Origin of the sequence: Rhizobium sp. AN73 (assembly GCF_030757975.1) — a bacterium.
GTDB lineage: Bacteria > Pseudomonadota > Alphaproteobacteria > Rhizobiales > Rhizobiaceae > Agrobacterium > Agrobacterium arsenijevicii.
The window spans coordinates 299,838-317,376 of record NZ_JARWME010000002.1 but is presented as its reverse complement, the minus strand read 5'-3'; the positions used below and the strand labels follow the sequence as shown (position 1 = coordinate 317,376).

The following is a 17,539-nucleotide window of genomic DNA, read 5'->3' as shown; positions in this document are numbered from 1 at the left end:
ACCGCGCGCAGGGGTTTCCCTGCACGCGGTTCACTATTTGCATTTTCTATCGTTCAAACCGCAGACAAGGTCAAGACCCGCGAGGTCGCGTCAAAGACGTCACTCCCCGCTTTTCTGCTCGCAGAAACGGATACGGTTGCCGAACGGATCGATGACTTCCATGATATCGCCCCAAGGCAACTCTTCAACGCCCGGATTGAGGAAGCGGTATTTTTTGCCTACCAGTTCCTGCTGATAGGCGTGAACGCCATGCATGGTGGCGAATATATTGGAACCCGGCGTCGCATCGCCGTGATGGCCGCTGAGGTGAAGCCCCATTCCGGCCCGCGAAACCTGCATGTAGAGCGGCGAGTTCTCACCGAAACGATGTTCCCAGTCGACCTCGAAACCGAGAAAATCGATGTAGAATTCCCGGGCCTTGGCCTCGTCGAAAATTCTGAGGATCGGGAATATCTGCCCAAAGCCAATTTCAGGAAGGTTTTCCTTATTCGTCGCGCCCGCATCCCGGGCGTCAAGATCATTGCCCATTCTGCTTACCCCTTTTTCAGGCGATGGAGACGGTACCGGCCGCAATGGATGCGGCCGGTACCTTTGACCTTACTCGGCTGCGACGATCTTGCCGTCCTGCCACTTGTAGAGCGAGAAGGCCTGCGACGTCAGGTCGCCGCTCTCGCCATAGGTGACTTTGCCGATTGCCGTAGCGAATGCGTCGCCGCTCTTCAGAGCCTTGACGACAGCTTCGGAATCCTTGGCGCTTCCAGCCTTCTCGATGCCGGCTTTCAGCACTTCGACGGCGGCGTAAGCATTGAGGGTGAAGGCTTCCGCCGGGATGTTGGCGGCCTTCAGCGCTTCGGCAGCAGCCTTGGAATCGTCGTTCTTCAGGGCGTCGGAAGCGTTGGTGAAGATCGTGCCTTCGCCGGCCTTTGCACCGATGTTCCAGAACTCGCTGTTCGACAGGCCATCACCGCCGATAACGGCAGCCTTGGCACCGATATCGTTCAGCTGGCGCACCAGAAGACCGGCCTCCGGGTGGTAACCACCGAAATAGACGATGCCGACATTTTCAGATTTCAGACGAGCCGTCAGCGCGCCGAGATCCTTTTCACCTGGTGTCAGCGCGTCATAGAGAACTTCGGTAACGCCACCGGCGTTCAGCGTGGTCTTGAAGGCATCCGCCAGACCCTTACCGTAAGCGCCCTTGTCGTGAATGATGGCGATCTTCTTGTCCTTGAGGTTGGCAAGAACGTATTTCGCCGCAACTTCGGCCTGCTGGTCGTCACGGCCGCAGGTACGGAAGACGTTGGAAAGGCCACGATTGGTCAGGCCCGGCGAGGTCGCCGTCGGCGTGATCATCAGGACGCCGTTTTCAGCGAAAACATCCGATGCCGGAATGGCGACGCCGGAGGTGACCGGACCGACAACGAAATGAATGCCTTCGGCAACCAGCTGGTTTGCCGCGGACACGCCCTGCTTCGGCTCGCCGCCATCGTCGGCAAGCTTGAGGACGACCTGTTCTCCGAGAATGCCGCCCTTTTTGTTGATTTCATTGACTGCCGTCTGGGCGCCGTTCTTGACCTGATCGCCATAGGCGGCGACGGGACCCGTGAGCGGTGCAATCAGGCCGATGACGATTTCGGCATGGGCAAGCGGTGCGAATGCGAAGGACGCTGCGAGCGTCACGCTGGTCAATGTCTTCAGTTTCATCCTGGTGTCTCCTTGGAAATGGGGCTCTGCCCCGATGAGCGCCTTGGGCGCCGACCGAATGAAACTTCGCGGACGCCTCCCGGCGAAAACCCGTTCCATCTTTGAATTCCGAGCCTTCAACTCAACTCATACGGAAGGTTTGATGACTTATGCAAGTCACCTTTGCTGGATAAGGTCTATTCCCGGTAAATCTATCGTCAGGCCGGCCTCGATCGTGTCGTCGGAACGGGCGTTCGGCACGGCGTAAATGCTTGGCGTTTGGCCGCCGCTGGGAGATAATGGCGGCATGATCGCAGCAGATGACGAATTTCTGACGGGCCTGCCCGTCTTCCGGCATTTTGAAGACGTGGCCGACCCGGCGCTTTATCGCGCCCTGCCGCCGGGATGGGGACTGGCCATCGCCGATATCGTCGATCTCGACGGGGGCGATCGGCGCCGGCAGATACAAGGCCGTCAACATGGCGGGCGCTGCGGTCATCTCAGGCATATCGAACAGCCTTGGGCGGCACGATCTGCCCTTCGTGTTCGGCGGCGATGGAGCCGCCGTCGCCGTGCCGCCGGATGGGATATCCCTTGCGGGCATCGCCCTTTCGAACGTGCAGTGCTGGGTGAAGGACGATCTCGACCTTTCGATGCGCGTGGCACTGGTTCCGGTGGAGGACATTCGCGAGAACGGCTTTGATGTGCGTGTCGCACGCTTTCAGGCGAGCGAAGACGTTTCCTACGCCATGTTTTCGGGCGGCGGCAACAGCTGGGCCGAAGCGCGGATGAAAGACGGGCAATACGCCCTGCCTGTGGTGGCGACAGGCGGGCGACCGGACCTGACTGGCCTCTCGTGCCGCTGGAACCCCATTCCCGCCTCCCATGGCAAGGTGGTGTCGATCATCGCCGTGCCGGGACCGTCGCGGGACATGCCGGCATTCCGCCAGCTCGTTATCGATCTTGTCGATCTGGCCGAGCAGGACGCAAGACACGGCCACCCCGTGCCGGAGGACGGGCCGCAACTCGGCTTCGTCAAGGAGGGGCTCGGTCTCGAAGCCCGGGCCGGTGCGGCATATCACGATGGCTGGGGCAAAATGCGCCGTTCCCTGCGCATCCTTGGCGAAAGCCTGCTTATCTGTCTTCTTGGCATAACGGGACTGTCGCTTGGACGCTTCAATGCTGCACGCTACCGGCGCTCGGTCGCCAGCAACACCGATTTCAGGAAATTTGACGATGGCCTGAAGATGACGGTGGATATCGACACCACACGGCTCGAAAAAATCCGTGCGCGGCTGGAACTGGGCCGTCTCTCCGGAACCTGTTATTTCGGCCTGCACGAGCAGGACGCCGCATTGATGACCTGTATCGTTCCCTCCCCGCTTTCGAAGGACCACATGCATTTCGTGGATGGCGCCGACGGCGGATATGCGGCTGCGGCAAGCCGGCTCAAGCAACAGATGCAGGCTGCGTCTTCGCCGTGAACCAGGCTGGCTGCGTCTTTACGGGACACATGCCAGACATCCAAAAACGAAAAAACCGGCGTCGAGCGCCGGTTTCAACGGAATAGTACCGCCGGGCCTTGAGATGGCCGTGGGATCAGGCGGCAGTCTTGCTGCTCTTCTGCACCTGGCAATAAATTTCCTCGAGGGAGGCGAGGATCTTTTTGACGGATTCGGAATTGCTGGAATAATAGATGGTCTGAGCATCCCTTCTTGTCTTCACCAGCCGCTGGGCACGCAATTTCGAAAGATGCTGCGAGAGCGCGGACTGGCTGAGACCAACTTGGGAGGCAAGAACACCGACCGGCACTTCCGTATCCACCAGCGTGCACAAGATCATCAGGCGCTTGGGATTCGCCATCGCTGAGAGCAAGTCTGCAGCGGCGATGCTATGTTCCGACAGAGATTGGTTATCCATACGCTCAAGTCTCCTGATGACAGTCGGAAAGACCGTCATGGTGGCTATTATAGGTGGTCCAAAAGGTGTTTTTTATAATTCAGTTGATACGTTGTATATACCTAAATCTTGCTTATATCGTGTCCCTTTCAAAGACTATTCTTCATTGATCATTTACCAAGATATCGTGCGCAAATTTTCAGATTTTTGCCCGTTTTTTGCTATTTCAGCAACAACCCAATGTATTACCAGTAGAGATTGAAGAAAAAAACAATCAAAAATTGAGCACTCAAATTCCGTGTTCCAATGTTCGTCCTGATGACCGCAACCTACCACCACCTTAAATTTAGCAAGGAGGTACAGAATCTATTTTTACTTTGCGCAATTTTCTCAGAGTTTGCAATATGCTTTTTATTCGTAATTATTTTAATGCATAACTTATAATATCGGGAATATTCTTTTTCATTATACCAGCGTTAAGTAATACAAAAAGGCCTCCCGGGGAGGAAGGCCTTTCGTTTTCTCTACTAATGCGGGTGAATCCTATTTCTTTCGGTGGCGGGTCAGCCCGGTCACGATTTCATCCGCGGAAATCGTGCCTATAATCGCGCCATTGTCGACGACGCCGATCGCGCCGGAATGTTTCGACAGCGCATCGAGAATGTCGATCAGCGGCGATGTCGGACGGGCGGTGGCGGCAACCGTCAGCCGGCCGTTTCGCTCATCCACGCCGTGCTTCATCACGTCGGCGGCGGTCAGCATGGAGATCGGGTTCATGTTCTGCACGAAGTCCGCGACATATTGCGTGGCCGGTTGCTTGACGATCTGCTGCGGCGTACCGCATTGGATGATGCGCCCGCCTTCCATCATGGCGATACGGTTGCCGATGCGGAAGGCCTCATCCAGATCGTGACTGACGAAGAGGATGGTCTTCTTCAGCCGGCTCTGGAATTCCAGAAGCTCGTCCTGCAGACGGCTTCTGATGAGAGGGTCGAGCGCCGAGAACGGCTCGTCCATCAGGAGAATGGGCGCACCGGTGGCGAAAGCCCGCGCCAGCCCCACACGCTGCTGCATGCCGCCGGAAAGCTCTCCCACCTTGCGGTCGGCCCAGGCGGACAGGTTCACCAGTTCCAGCTGCTCGGCCACCATGCGCTTACGCTCGGCTTCCGGGGTGCCGGAAAGCTCCAGCCCGAAACCGACATTGTCGGCCACATTGCGCCAGGGCAGAAGGCCGAATTGCTGGAAGACCATCGAAACCGTATGCATGCGCAGATCGCGCAGCGATTTCGCCGTCGTGCGGTAAGGATCGACAAAACCGGTCGCCGTCTTCACGCTGACATTGCCGCGCACCACGGGCGCCAGACCGTTGACGGCCCTGAGCAGCGTCGATTTGCCGGAGCCGGAAAGCCCCATGAGCACGAGTATCTCGCCCTCATTGACCGAAAGCGAGGCATTCGCGACACCGAGGACCAGCCCGGTCTCAGCATTGATCTCGTCGCGCGTGCTGCCCTTGTCGATCAGCGCCAGCGCCGCGTCGGGACGGTCGCCGAAGACGATATCGACATTTCCGAAGATGATTGCGTCACTCATAGATCATGCTCCGTGCCGGGAAGGCGGAAAAGTCGGTCGAGAACGATCGCCAGTATGACGATGCACAATCCCGCTTCGAAGCCCATGGCGATGTTGACGGTGTTCAATGCGCGGACCACCGGCACGCCGAGACCATTGGCGCCGACAAGGGCGGAAATGACCACCATCGAAAGCGAAAGCATGATCGTCTGGGTAAGGCCCGCCATGATCTGCGGTGCGGCGAAGGGAAGCTCCACCTTGCGCAGAACCTGCGACGGCGTAGCACCGAAGGCAACGGCCGCCTCCACCAGCGCCGGCGGCGTCGAAACGATGCCGAGACGGGTCAGGCGCACGGGCGCCGGAATGGCAAAGATGACGGTGGCGATAAGCCCCGGAACCATGCCGAGGCCGAACAGCACCAGCGCCGGAATGAGATACACGAAGGTCGGAATGGTCTGCATCAGATCCAGCACCGGGCGCATGCCGGCATAGATCCACCTGCGCCGCGCCGCCAAAATTCCAAGCGGAATGCCGATGATCATGCACACCGCGCTGGCGGCAATGACGAGCGCCAACGTTTCCGTGGTCGCCTTCCAGTATCCGAGATTGATGATGAACAGGAGACCGAGCGCCGTGAAGACCGGCATGCCGACGGAACGACGCGTCCAGGCCGAAAGAGCTGTTAGGATCGCGACGATGACCAGCGGATGCGGCGCCTGCAAAACGTAAAGCAGGGCGTTGATGACGCTTTGGAAAATGAAGGAAAGCCAATCGAAGAAAAAAGCGAGATTGCCGGTCAGCCAGTCGATGGCCTCCTTGGCATATCGGCCGACGGGCAGGCGGTTTTCAGGAGCGCTGAGCCATTCCACGGTAAGAAAAGACCTTTCGTGAACCAGAGCAATTCCAGTAAAAAAGCGGTGCGGTTTTGGGTCCGGAATTGCCAAAAACAAGGAGAAAAAGCATTGAAGGTGATCCCGTTTCACCGGAAATGCTGGTGATGCAGAAACGGCGGCCGCCAGCGGGGCTGCCGGACGCGGTGCTTGCGCATGACCTGACGCGCGCTGAAAATTCGCGGGCCAGGGTCATGCAGGGGCATCAATATTTCCTGCTGCATCCGGCCTGTCGAAGGACAGGTCGGATGCAGTCATGCATTGTCTTGCGGCTTAGAGGCCCAGTGCCTTCTTGACGGCGGGCAAGGCGTCGCTGCCGTCCTTGGTCTTGACGTTGGCGAGCCACGGCTCGATCGCCGCCGGGTTGGCCTTCAGCCAGGCGGTCGCAGCCGCTTCGCCCTCAAGGCCGTCATTCAGGATCTTGCCCATAATCTCGTTTTCCATGGGCAGGGTGAATTCCATGTTCTTGAGAAGAACGCCGACATTCGGGCATTCCTGCGTGTAACCCTTGCGGACATTGGTGTAGATCGTCGCGCCGCCGAGGTTGGGGCCGAACACCTCGTCACCGCCGGTCAGATAGGTCAGCTTGAAATTCGCATTCATGGGATGCGGTTCCCAGCCGAGGAAGACAATCGGCTCATGGGATTTTTCCGCACGCGCGACCTGCGACAGCATGCCCTGCTCGGAGGATTCAACCACTTCGAAACTCTTCAGCCCGAAAGTATCCTTGGCCACCATGTCGAGGATCAGGCGGTTGCCGTCATTGCCCGGCTCGATGCCATAGATCTTGCCGCCGAGATCGCTGCTATGGGCCGCGATGTCCTTGAAGTCCTTGATGCCGAGTTCAGCACCCTTGGCATTGGTCGCCAGCGTATATTTCGCGCCGGTCAGGTTTTCGCGCAGCGTTTCGACCGACTTGTCGGCGCGGTAAGGCGCGATATCGCCTTCCATGGTCGGCATCCAGTTGCCGAGGAAGACGTCGATGTCCTTGTTTTTAAGCGATGTATAGGTGACAGGCACCGAAAGAAGCTTCACGTCGGTTTCATAACCGAGGCTTTTCAGCAGCACCGTGGCAGTCGCCGTCGTGGCCGTGATATCGGTCCAGCCCACGTCGGAGAAACGCACTTTGCCGCAACTTGCCGGCTCGGCAGCGCTGGCCGCATTGAACGTTATGGCGGAGATTGCTGCGGCCAAAGCCAGACAGCGACTTCTATTTGCAAACATCGCTTGCTCCCTTTTTTTGTTCCCTTGCCATTATCAATATCTGCCAGACACAATCAACTCGCGTGCGTTTGCGTGCTTTGGCCCGCCGTTTGCGACAAATTGGTGAAAATATCCGGCTCGTGCCGGGCAATGCGGGTCGTGCCGGCGTGCGGAAATCTGTGTTTTTCCCGTCGCGGCACTTTTCAATCCGCCCCTTCGCCGTCAAAACACGCGGGCTGCAGCATCGGGCAACAACCGGAATCGGTTTTGTGACGCCGATGCGCGGATCAAATAGGCAGGAGCATCCTTGCGAAGCGTCCGAATGACGCAAAGGCGCTCCGGGAGTGGATGATGGCAAAACTCTATTTCAATTATGCGGCGATGAACGCCGGCAAGTCGACGATGTTGTTGCAGGCGTCCTATAATTATCACGAGCGCGGCATGCGCACGCTGATTTTCACGGCCGCCTTTGACGATCGGGCGGGCTTCGGCCGCGTCGCCTCGCGCATCGGCCTTTCGTCCGACGCGCGAACCTTCGACGGAAGCACCGATATCTTCGCCGAGGTAGCGGCCTTGCATGCAGAGACGCCCGTCGCCTGCGTTTTCGTCGATGAAGCTAACTTCCTGTCCGAACACCACGTCTGGCAGCTTGCCGGCATTGCCGACCGGCTGAACATTCCGGTCATGGCTTACGGCCTGCGCACGGATTTTCAGGGCAAGCTCTTCCCGGCCTCGAGAGAACTGCTCGCCATTGCCGACGAGCTTCGCGAAATCCGCACCATCTGCCATTGCGGCCGCAAGGCGACGATGGTTGCCCGTTTCGACAATGCAGGCAATGTCGTCAAGGAAGGCGCGCAGATCGACGTCGGCGGTAACGAAAAATACGTTTCCTTCTGCCGCCGCCACTGGGTCGAAACCGTCAAGGGCGAATGACCCTCTGCGGCCCGTTGCCGCATTTGATTTTTCGCAAAGATGGTTTCCCTGCTCCTGCGCTAGAACCATGCGAACACATTCGCGTGGATGTGCTTTCTCTCAGGAGCAAAAGATATGCACAACAAAACCGCCACAATCGCCGCCCTTGCCATCGTCACCGGCCTTTTTGCCTTTCCAGCCCTGTCGGCTGAAATCGAGGTGAAGATGCTCAACAAGGGCAGCGACGGTCAGGCGATGGTCTTTGAACCCGCAAGCGTCAAGGCGGCCGTCGGCGACGTCATCTCCTTCGTGCCCGTCGACAAGGGCCATGACGCGGCAGCCGTCAAGGAAATGCTCCCCGAGGGGGCCGCCGATTTCAAGGGCAAGATGAACGAGACGCTGACGGTGACAGTCGAGAAGGAAGGCGCCTACGTCATCAAATGCCCGCCGCATCTCGGCATGGGCATGGTCGCGCTCGTCGTCGTGGGTGATGCGGCACCGGCCAATCTGGATGCCATAAAGAATGGCAAGCTGCCCAAAAAGGCGCGGGACCGTCTGGATGCCGAAATCGCCAGGCTCGGCCTGTAACCGGATATTCGGGCGGTGCATGTTCTGCGCGTAGTCCAAGGACGATGCAAGCGCCGACGCGGACCACAGGTTGAGAAAAGTTTCGCAATCATGTTGTATCCCGGTAGGTAGGGACATATCTGGAAGACAATAAATGACCGCGGCTTTTATCAGGCGCCGAAAGGCGCCCGACCGGGCCGCGGGTTTTCCTTCCGGCGTCCAGCCCCACGGGCAGAGGAGACTATGACGACATGATCGACCGGATAACCGCTTTGATTCAGGCAGCCTTCAACGCCATCGGCAAGGCCGCCGGTCTTGCCGTCGCCTGGCTTCTGTGGCCTTTCATGGCCGCCCACGGCTGGTATCGCGACCGCAACTGGATCATCAAGGGCCCGATCGCTCTGGTGCTCATTTTCCTTGCCGGCTTCTACGGATATTTCGTCTGGCAGACGCAGGTCTGGAGCAATTTCGACCCGGATTACATTTCCCGTTACAAGCTTGCCGAACGCACCGTGCCGCCCGGACAGGAATTGCCCGCCGCAAACCCGACTGCCGCCGCCGGCGCAACCGGTGCTGCCGCAAACACATCCGCGCCGGTGTGCCAGCGCTCTGCCATCGTTGATGCCGCCGCCGATCTTACCGATTTCAACGTCAACCAGAACGCATGGATTTCCTCCATGCTGCTCTACCGTCTCGGCTTTTTCGGGATGGACTGGGACAGCACGCCGTTTCTGGACAACAAGGCGTCCTTCCAGCGCGGCGTCAATCAGGCCGTACGCCGCACTTCGGTGGAACTGGTGGATACGCTTGGCCGCGTTCGCGGAACCTCCGGCATCAACAACAATCTTCAGGAAGCACGCGGGAACATGCAGTTCAGCGAATATTCCTGGTATTTCGGCCTCGATCCCTTTGGCCCGAAGACACCGACACCCAGCTATTATCGCGCCGCCATCCGCAGCTTCCAGGCATTCAACGGCGAACTTGTCGCCTGCAAGGCCGTTTTCGATACCCGTGCCGACAACCTGATCCAGTTCATCGACCGCATTGCCGGCGATATCGGCTCGACATCGGCCATTCTGCGCGAGCGCTCGGAAAACTATAATGGCGGCTGGTTCGACACCCGCGCCGATGACCGTTTCTGGTTCGCTTATGGCCAGCTCTACGGTTATTACGGCGTGCTTTCCGCAGCCGGGTCGGATTTCGCGCAGGTCATCCGCGAACGTAACCTGACCAATCTGTGGAACGACACGCTGGGGCAGACCCGTGCGGCCCTTCGCATCCAGCCGGCGATCATTTCCAACGGCGAGGAAAGCGGATGGATCATGCCTTCGCACCTTGCCACCATGGGATTTTACGTTCTGCGGGTTCGCTCGAACCTCGTCGAACTGCGCTCCGTTCTCGACCGATAATGGTGCCGGCCTTGCGGCCGGCCCAACCTCTCAGGCTCAGTCTATCAGGCGCAGGCGGATGGTCTTGGCCACCAGTTGCACACGATTGACGCAATCGAGCTTGCGCATGGCGTTGTTCATGTAGGTGTTGACGGTGTGTTCCGAGATGGAGAGAAGCTCGGCGATCTCCACCGAGGTCTTTCCCTGCGCCGTCCAGCGCACCACGTCGAGTTCCCGTTTCGTCAGGGGCGACCGGCCTTTGGAGCCGGTGTGGCAGAGGCGGTCATAGGCCTCCAGAGCATGTAATGCGATCATGCCCAGTTCGTTCAGTGATGCTTGCGACAGGGTGTCGCGATCGCCGGCGAAGTTCATCAGATGCCGGTTTCCGTTCATGCCGTTTACCGGCACCATGAGACCGGCCGTGACGCCCAAACCGCGCAAGGACACCCCTACCTCCGCCAACGGCCCGGTGGTGATCTCGTCCTCTTCCAGCGTCCAATATTGCGGCATCAGCGATGAAGCGCCGCGCTGTATCACAGCGCAGTCGCCAAGCGCACCATCCTTGGTCATTACATTCACGACCGAGATCGGCAGGTTACTTTCCACAACCGTCGGCAAGGCATAACCGGAGCGGCCACCCGGCAACCTCAGCAGGGTCACATAGGAATAATCGAACGCATGCATCACTTCTTGCAGCGCCGCCAGCCATTGCTGCTTGTCGGTAGCAGTCGAAAGGTCACGGCAAAGTCTGGCCTGGCGCTCCGTCTTCGACATTCAGGCGCCGCCGCCGGGCGGGGATGCAACACCCCGGAGCGAAGAACATGCGGCATGGGCAAAGACGATTGCGACCTTCATATCGGGCGGACTACCTTGATTAAAGCACCGGTTTTTCGGGTTTGTCCTTCGGCTTGGCCATCAGTTTTTCCAGGAAACCGAGCATGACCGCCGAGACGACAAAAGCCAGATGGATGATGGTGAACCACATCAGCTGGCTGTCCGTATACTGACTGGCGTTGAGGAATATCTGCAGCAGGTGGATCGACGAAATCGCCACGATCGACGACGCGACCTTGATTTTCAGGCTGCCGGCATCAAGCTTGCCCAGAAACGAAACCTCGGCATCCGCTTCATCGAAGCGGCTGACGAAATTCTCGTAGCCCGAGATCATCACCATGACGATCAGGCTCGCGACCAGCGCCGCATCGATCAGCCCGAGCATGGCGAGGATCATTTCCGACTCGTCGTAAACGAAAACGTTTTTCGCAACCTTCAGGAACTTGAGCACGAAGGAAAACGCATAAACCGCCAGCGCCGCGACGAGCCCGAGATAAAACACGACGAGCAGCCAGCGGCTGGAGAGAATGATCCGCTCGACGAGCAGTTCAAGTGACTTCATTTCCGTATCCGATTAATTTTTTGTCTATTGTTGAGGCACGCATTCTTTCGCCATCTAAACTGGCTGCGAATATCCTAGCAAGCGGCAATGTCGCGACTTTGGCCGGATCAGGTCGTTTTCAGCCCTATCCACCGCTCTGGATACGGCCTGACGGAGCGTCACATTTTTGCCACGGACCGTTATGCTTTAAAACATGATGCTAAAAGTCATATATAATATGTTGACAGTTATGATCATGTTTTTTAGTCCTCGCTTATCGGCTCGCCCGTAACGATTCAAAACAGTTTCAGCCGCGACAGCAGGCGCGGCGCGTTTTTGCGCGCCGTAGCTTCTCCGCGCGCCTACCCGGGGGTATTCAATGTCCATCTCGCGCACGCATTCCGCGCTGCTTTTGTGCACTGCCATGTCTCTTCTGCCCTTTGCCGGGCCTGCGCAATCGCAGGACGCGGCTTCGCAGACGAACGGCACCACCACGCTCGAGAAGATCGTGGTCAAGGGCAAGCGCGTCAAAAGCGCGAACGCTGTCGCCGATACGCCGCTTGCAAGCCAGACGACGGCGGAAGACATCAGGAAGAAAGACATCGGCAGCATCAAGGACCTCGGAAATTCCACCGAGCCGGGCGTCGATTATGTGGATGCCAAGCCCGGCAGGCCCGGTGGTCTGTTCATTCGCGGTCTGGGCGGCGCCCGTGTCGTGACGCTGATCGACAATATTCCCGTTCCCTTCTTCGAGAATTTCGCCCGCCAGGGACAGGCCACCACCACCTTGAGCAATACGAATTCGAGCTTCGATTTTTCGTCACTTTCCACGGTTGACGTGGTTCGCGGCGCAGATTCCAGCCGCATCGGTTCCGGTGCCCTTGGCGGCGCACTCGTTCTGCGAACACTCGAGCCGGAAGACCTGATCGGTGAAGGCAGGGACTGGGGCGGCGTTGCCAAAACCACCTATGACAGCGAAGACAGAAGCGTCGGCGGATCGCTCGCCGTTGCCAAGAAGATCGAAAACACCTCGGTTCTCTTCCAGGGGTCCTACAAGCGCGGCAACGAGACGGACAACAAGGGCTTCGCCGATGTCTACGGCATCCGCCGTACCAAGCCTAACCCCGCCGACACCTATGAAAGCAACCTGATGTTCAAGATCCGGCAGGATCTGGAAGGCGGCCACCGCATCGGCCTGACGGCCGAGCGTTATTCCTTGCGGGATCGCAGCGACATGAGGACCCTGCAAGGTGTCAGTGTAACGGGAACCGGATCGACATACCGGATCGGCGATTACAGGGGCTACGAGGATACGGAGCGTGACCGCGTCTCGCTTGACTACGAATATGAAGCGCCTTCGACCGACAGCCTGATCGATGCCGCCAATCTGTCGCTTTACTGGACGCGCCTTTCCAAGGAATCCGGCGCCGGCGACCGGCTGACAAACAATTCGCTCTATATTCGCGAAGACAGCATGCGCAACAGCGCTTTCGGTATCGTCGGCGGCCTTGAATCCGGCTTCGAACTCGGCGGCGTGCAGCATACAGTACGCTTCGGCGGTAACGCCATGACCACCGATTTCAGCCAGGAGCTTTACGCCAACACGGGCGGAGTAACCTCGTCGTCACAGTCGGACATGCCGGACGTGAGCGGCAAGAGCCTCGGTCTTTATCTTGATGACGAAATCGCGTTTGGAAACGGTTTCCGTCTGACCCCCGGCCTGCGCTTCGATTCCTACGACTACGACCCTGATGGTTCGGTTGCCAGCAACGGCGGCTACAGAACTTTCGGCCTGCCGAGCGGCAATAGCGGCTCGCGCTTCTCGCCGAAACTGCTCGCCACCTACGACGTAACGCCGGAACTGCAGCTTTTCGCGCAATGGTCCATGGCTTACCGCGCCCCGACGATCAACGAGCTGTACCTGAACTTCTCGAATATCAGCTCGGGTTATGCCGTGGTCGGCAACTCCACCCTCAATCCCGAAACCAGCAATGGTTTCGAAATCGGCGCCAACTACGCGTCAGGCGACCTGACGGGAAGCCTGACGCTGTTCCACAACAAGTATAAGAACTTCATCGAGCAATATACGACGACGTCCAACCTCTTTTCCTTTAGAGGTTCTGCTGGAAACCTTTTCACCTATCGCAACCGTAACAATGTTGAAATCTCCGGCGTTGAAGCCAAGGTTCGCAAGGAACTCGCAAACGGCTTCTTCGCCCATGCGTCGCTCGCTTACGCCTATGGCAAGGACACCGACACCAACCAATTCATCCGCACGGTTGCACCGTTCAAGTCTGTCCTCGGCGTCGGTTACGCCCAGGAGACATGGGGTACGGAATTTACCGGCATTTTCTCCTCGCATATGCGTGACGACAACGTGCCCACCACCTACGACGCACCCGGCTACGGCATCTTCAACCTGACCGGCTGGTGGGAACCGGAGCAGACCAAGGGCCTGCGCATTCAGGCCGGTGTCTATAACCTGTTCGACAAGCAATACTGGAATGCCGTCGGTGTTCGCGACGTCAACCCCAACGCCGTCAGCACCGTCAACCAGCCTGTCGACTTTTATACGGAAGCAGGCCGTACCTTCAAAATCTCTCTGACCCAGAAATTCTAAACCGGGTCAGACCATCATCTCCAGTCGGGGCGGCCTTCGGGCCGCCCTTTTTTATCAGCGGCAGTAGAGATAACCGCCCTTTCGCTCCAGCACATCGAGATGCAGGTGATCCTGATGGGTGGCGTCGCTGCCGGGAGAAAGAACCGTGCGGAAGAACAGGCATGCGGCGGCTGTAATCGTACGCTGGAAGGCACCCTCCGGCGTTCCGTCCTCACCGCGCGGTTTCATCACCAGCGGATCGCCCTTGTCGAAGGCGATGGTGGAAATATCGACGGCATTGCCCTTGGCATGTTCGGAAATCTTGCCGTTTTCGGCACTGTTGCGGTTGCGGCAGATATAGGTCGAGGCATTGGCAATCGCCGTCACCTTTTTCTCCGGCAGGGCAAGGGCCGCCGCCGGTAACATCATCTCCTTGGTCCAGCGGGAAAGGGCAAGAGCGGTTTCGCAGCGCATGGTGCCTGATGGCTCGAGCTTGATGCCGGGCAGCACCACGGAAAGCTCAATCGGTGTCTCAATACCACATCCCTGCTCCTCATCGCGGATTGGCGCGAGCTGTTTGAATTCCGCACCGATGTCCTTCAATGCGCCAAGGCAGGCCTGAAGTGCTGCCGGGTCTTCCGGCTTCACCGGTTCCGGCGGCTTCTCCTCCGGTTTGGCGGTCTCGCCAGCCGGTGCCCCGGTCTCGTCACCCTTCTGTCCCCTGTCGTCTTTCTTCTTGTCCACGTCCCCCTGCCCGTCCGGGTCGGGCTTTGCCTCGGGTTTCCCTTGTTCCTGTTGTTGCGGCTTGGGGGTCGGCTTCGGTGCCTCCTCGGGCGTTTGCGCACCTTTATCGTCCGGCTTTTCCGTATTGACGGGCGCTTGCTCGCCCGGTTTTGGTTGTGGCACCGGCACCTGCGGTGGCGGTTCGGAGGCGGAAATAAACGCGAGGCTCATCATCAGAAGACACAGGCGATGAAGCATTTTGCGGGGCACTCCTGACTGTTTCAGCAGGGCAGGAACGCAACTCGCGCCCGTAAGGTTCATTCCGTCGCCGGAATCCCCTTGCCAAGGCGAATTGTGCAGGCTAACAATTTTGCCATGAACATCGTGTCTAAGAACATTGCTAACTGGTGGTGGGGCAGCTTCACGCGGCCTTGACCAGTCATGTCTTCAGACAAAGTCCAAGCCGCCCGAATTTTCAGGCGGCTTTTTTGTTATTCTGCCGCCTGTCATCGGGCCTGAACAACGGGAAGTGCGAAAGAAATGGTAACGATCATTCAGGATGACGGAGCGGAAACCTACGAGACGAAAGGCGGCATCAACGTCAGCCGAAAGCGTCGCGCCGCCGATTATGCCAGCGCAATCGACAACTACATCGAAAAGCTCGATGCACATCGCGGCGCGGTTTTCTCGTCCAACTACGAATATCCGGGCCGTTACACCCGCTGGGATACGGCCATCATCGACCCGCCGCTCGGCATTTCCTGTTTCGGCCGCAAGATGTGGATCGAAGCCTATAACGGCCGCGGCGAAGTCCTGCTCGACTTCATCACTGAAAAGCTGAAGGCGACGCCCGATCTTACGCTCGGCGCATCCTCCGTCCGCCGTCTCGATCTCACCGTCAACGAACCGGACCGCGTCTTCACCGAGGAAGAACGTTCGAAGATCCCGACCGTCTTCACCGCGCTGCGCGCCGTCGTCGACCTGTTCTATTCGAATGCGGATTCGGCCATCGGCCTGTTCGGCGCGTTCGGTTACGATCTCGCCTTCCAGTTCGACGCGATCAAGCTGTCGCTGGCGCGGCCGGAAGACCAGCGCGACATGGTTCTGTACCTGCCCGACGAAATCCTCGTCGTCGACCACTATTCCGCCAAGGCCTGGATCGACCGTTACGATTTCGAAAAGGGCGGCGTGACGACGGATGGCAAATCCTCCGACATTACGCCCGATCCTTTCAAGACCACCGATACGATCCCGCCCAAGGGCGATCACCGTCCCGGCGAATATTCCGAACTGGTAGTCAAGGCTAAGGAAAGCTTCCGGCGCGGCGATCTGTTCGAGGTCGTTCCCGGCCAGAAGTTCATGGAACGCTGTGAAAGCAATCCGTCGGCGATTTCCCGCCGCCTGAAGGCGATCAACCCGTCGCCCTATTCCTTCTTCATCAATCTCGGCCATCAGGAATATCTGGTCGGCGCTTCGCCGGAAATGTTCGTGCGCGTCTCTGGCCGCCGCATCGAAACCTGCCCGATATCAGGCACCATCAAGCGCGGCGACGATCCGATTGCCGATAGCGAGCAGATCCTGAAACTGCTCAACTCGAAAAAGGACAGATCCGAGCTGACCATGTGCTCGGATGTGGACCGCAACGACAAGAGCCGCGTCTGCGAGCCGGGTTCGGTGAAGGTCATCGGCCGCCGCCAGATCGAGATGTATTCGCGCCTCATCCACACGGTCGACCACATCGAGGGTCGCCTGCGCGACGATATGGATGCCTTTGACGGCTTCCTCAGCCACGCATGGGCCGTCACCGTCACCGGTGCGCCGAAACTCTGGGCCATGCGCTTCATCGAAGGCCATGAAAAGAGCCCGCGTGCCTGGTATGGCGGAGCGATCGGCATGGTCGGCTTTAACGGCGACATGAATACCGGCCTGACGCTGCGCACCATCCGCATCAAGGACGGCATTGCCGAGGTTCGCGCCGGTGCGACGCTACTCAACGATTCCAACCCGCAGGAAGAAGAAGCCGAAACCGAACTGAAGGCATCCGCCATGATATCAGCCATTCGCGATGCAAAGGGCACCAACTCGGCCGCCACCAAACGCGATGCGGCCAAGGTGGGCAACGGCGTCAAGATCCTGCTCGTCGATCACGAGGACAGTTTCGTGCATACGCTGGCGAATTATTTCCGCCAGACGGGCGCCACGGTTTCCACCGTCAGATCGCCGGTCGCAGCTGATGTGTTCGATCGCTTCCAGCCCGATCTCGTCGTGCTTTCGCCCGGCCCCGGCAGCCCGACGGATTTCGACTGCAAGGCGACGATCAAGGCTGCCCGCGCCCGCGAGCTGCCGATCTTCGGCGTCTGCCTCGGTCTTCAGGCATTGGCGGAAGCCTATGGCGGCGAGCTTCGCCAGCTTGCGGTGCCGATGCACGGCAAACCCTCGCGCATCCGCGTGCTGGAACCGGGCCTGGTCTTCTCCGGTCTCGGCAAGGAAGTGACCGTTGGCCGTTACCACTCGATCTTTGCCGATCCCGCCACGCTTCCGCGTGATTTCATCATCACGGCGGAAAGCGAGGACGGTACGATCATGGGCATCGAACACGCCAAGGAGCCGGTGGCCGCCGTTCAGTTCCACCCGGAATCGATCATGACACTCGGCCAGGACGCCGGCATGCGCATGATCGAAAACGTCGTGGTGCATCTGACCCGCAAGGCGAAAACCAAGGCGGCCTAAA

Annotated in this window: 15 protein-coding genes and 1 pseudogene; 7 read left to right on the top strand and 9 right to left on the bottom strand. The window is 58.7% G+C overall.

The genetic code is table 11. From position 1 onward, the window contains the following. Window positions 1–99: 99 nt before the first annotated feature. The gene (locus RBH10_RS11405) at window positions 100–528 is read right to left on the bottom strand and encodes a glyoxalase superfamily protein (RefSeq protein WP_281037133.1); all 429 of its coding nucleotides are present in this window, start codon (window positions 526–528) and stop codon (window positions 100–102) included. 69 nt (window positions 529–597) lie between these two features. After that, entirely contained in the window at window positions 598–1,704 is a 1,107-nt protein-coding gene (locus RBH10_RS11400; RefSeq protein WP_045022912.1) for a branched-chain amino acid ABC transporter substrate-binding protein, read from the bottom strand. 286 nt (window positions 1,705–1,990) lie between these two features. Here RBH10_RS11400 and RBH10_RS11395 point away from each other — a divergent pair. After that, a pseudogene (locus RBH10_RS11395) lies at window positions 1,991–3,167 on the top strand (DUF3095 domain-containing protein). A gap of 115 nt (window positions 3,168–3,282) precedes the next feature. Here the strand turns inward: RBH10_RS11395 and RBH10_RS11390 are convergent. From RBH10_RS11390 to RBH10_RS11375, 4 genes are all read right to left on the bottom strand, one after another. After that, window positions 3,283–3,603, bottom strand: coding sequence for a helix-turn-helix transcriptional regulator (locus RBH10_RS11390; protein WP_045019117.1), 321 nt, complete (start codon window positions 3,601–3,603; stop codon window positions 3,283–3,285). A 522-nt stretch (window positions 3,604–4,125) separates the two neighbouring features. Next, window positions 4,126–5,172: a choline ABC transporter ATP-binding protein gene (gene choV, locus RBH10_RS11385; RefSeq protein WP_281037135.1), complete on the bottom strand. Its 1,047-nt coding sequence runs from the start codon at window positions 5,170–5,172 to the stop codon at window positions 4,126–4,128. Further along, window positions 5,169–6,020, bottom strand: coding sequence for a choline ABC transporter permease subunit (gene choW / locus RBH10_RS11380; protein WP_045022944.1), 852 nt, complete (start codon window positions 6,018–6,020; stop codon window positions 5,169–5,171). The genes choV and choW overlap by 4 nt, the downstream gene beginning before the upstream one ends. 294 nt (window positions 6,021–6,314) lie before the next feature. Then, window positions 6,315–7,265: a choline ABC transporter substrate-binding protein gene (locus RBH10_RS11375; protein WP_281037136.1), complete on the bottom strand. Its 951-nt coding sequence runs from the start codon at window positions 7,263–7,265 to the stop codon at window positions 6,315–6,317. Between RBH10_RS11375 and RBH10_RS11370 the strand changes: the two genes are divergently transcribed. The 4 genes from RBH10_RS11370 (at window position 7,256) to RBH10_RS11355 (ending at window position 10,132) form a co-directional block, all read left to right on the top strand. After that, window positions 7,256–7,570 (top strand): hypothetical protein, encoded by a 315-nt coding sequence (locus RBH10_RS11370; RefSeq protein WP_306180616.1) that lies wholly within the window; start codon window positions 7,256–7,258, stop codon window positions 7,568–7,570. The genes RBH10_RS11375 and RBH10_RS11370 overlap by 10 nt on opposite strands. 25 nt (window positions 7,571–7,595) lie before the next feature. After that, window positions 7,596–8,177 (top strand): thymidine kinase, encoded by a 582-nt coding sequence (locus RBH10_RS11365; RefSeq protein WP_281037137.1) that lies wholly within the window; start codon window positions 7,596–7,598, stop codon window positions 8,175–8,177. A 114-nt stretch (window positions 8,178–8,291) separates the two neighbouring features. Further along, window positions 8,292–8,744, top strand: a complete 453-nt coding sequence (locus RBH10_RS11360; protein ID WP_281037138.1) for a pseudoazurin — start codon at window positions 8,292–8,294, stop codon at window positions 8,742–8,744. Between the two features lie 230 nt (window positions 8,745–8,974). Continuing rightward, window positions 8,975–10,132 (top strand): DUF2333 family protein, encoded by a 1,158-nt coding sequence (locus RBH10_RS11355; protein WP_281037139.1) that lies wholly within the window; start codon window positions 8,975–8,977, stop codon window positions 10,130–10,132. A 36-nt stretch (window positions 10,133–10,168) separates the two neighbouring features. Here the strand turns inward: RBH10_RS11355 and RBH10_RS11350 are convergent, their stop codons facing one another. Together RBH10_RS11350 and RBH10_RS11345 are read right to left on the bottom strand one after the other, a co-directional pair. Next, window positions 10,169–10,885, bottom strand: coding sequence for a helix-turn-helix transcriptional regulator (locus RBH10_RS11350; protein ID WP_281037140.1), 717 nt, complete (start codon window positions 10,883–10,885; stop codon window positions 10,169–10,171). Between the two features lie 100 nt (window positions 10,886–10,985). Further along, the gene (locus RBH10_RS11345; RefSeq protein ID WP_045022918.1) at window positions 10,986–11,507 is read right to left on the bottom strand and encodes a TIGR00645 family protein; all 522 of its coding nucleotides are present in this window, start codon (window positions 11,505–11,507) and stop codon (window positions 10,986–10,988) included. A gap of 358 nt (window positions 11,508–11,865) precedes the next feature. Here RBH10_RS11345 and RBH10_RS11340 point away from each other — a divergent pair, with 358 nt between their 5' ends. Then, the gene (locus RBH10_RS11340; protein WP_281037141.1) at window positions 11,866–14,106 is read left to right on the top strand and encodes a TonB-dependent hemoglobin/transferrin/lactoferrin family receptor; all 2,241 of its coding nucleotides are present in this window, start codon (window positions 11,866–11,868) and stop codon (window positions 14,104–14,106) included. 54 nt (window positions 14,107–14,160) lie between these two features. On the opposite strand, the gene RBH10_RS11335 is transcribed toward RBH10_RS11340, so the two are convergent. After that, window positions 14,161–15,066, bottom strand: a complete 906-nt coding sequence (locus tag RBH10_RS11335; RefSeq protein ID WP_281037142.1) for an extensin family protein — start codon at window positions 15,064–15,066, stop codon at window positions 14,161–14,163. 282 nt (window positions 15,067–15,348) lie between these two features. On the opposite strand from RBH10_RS11335, the gene RBH10_RS11330 reads away from it, so the two are divergent. Further along, on the top strand, window positions 15,349–17,538 hold the full coding sequence (locus RBH10_RS11330; protein ID WP_306180614.1) for an anthranilate synthase: 2,190 nt from the start codon (window positions 15,349–15,351) through the stop codon (window positions 17,536–17,538). Window position 17,539: the final 1 nt, after the last annotated feature.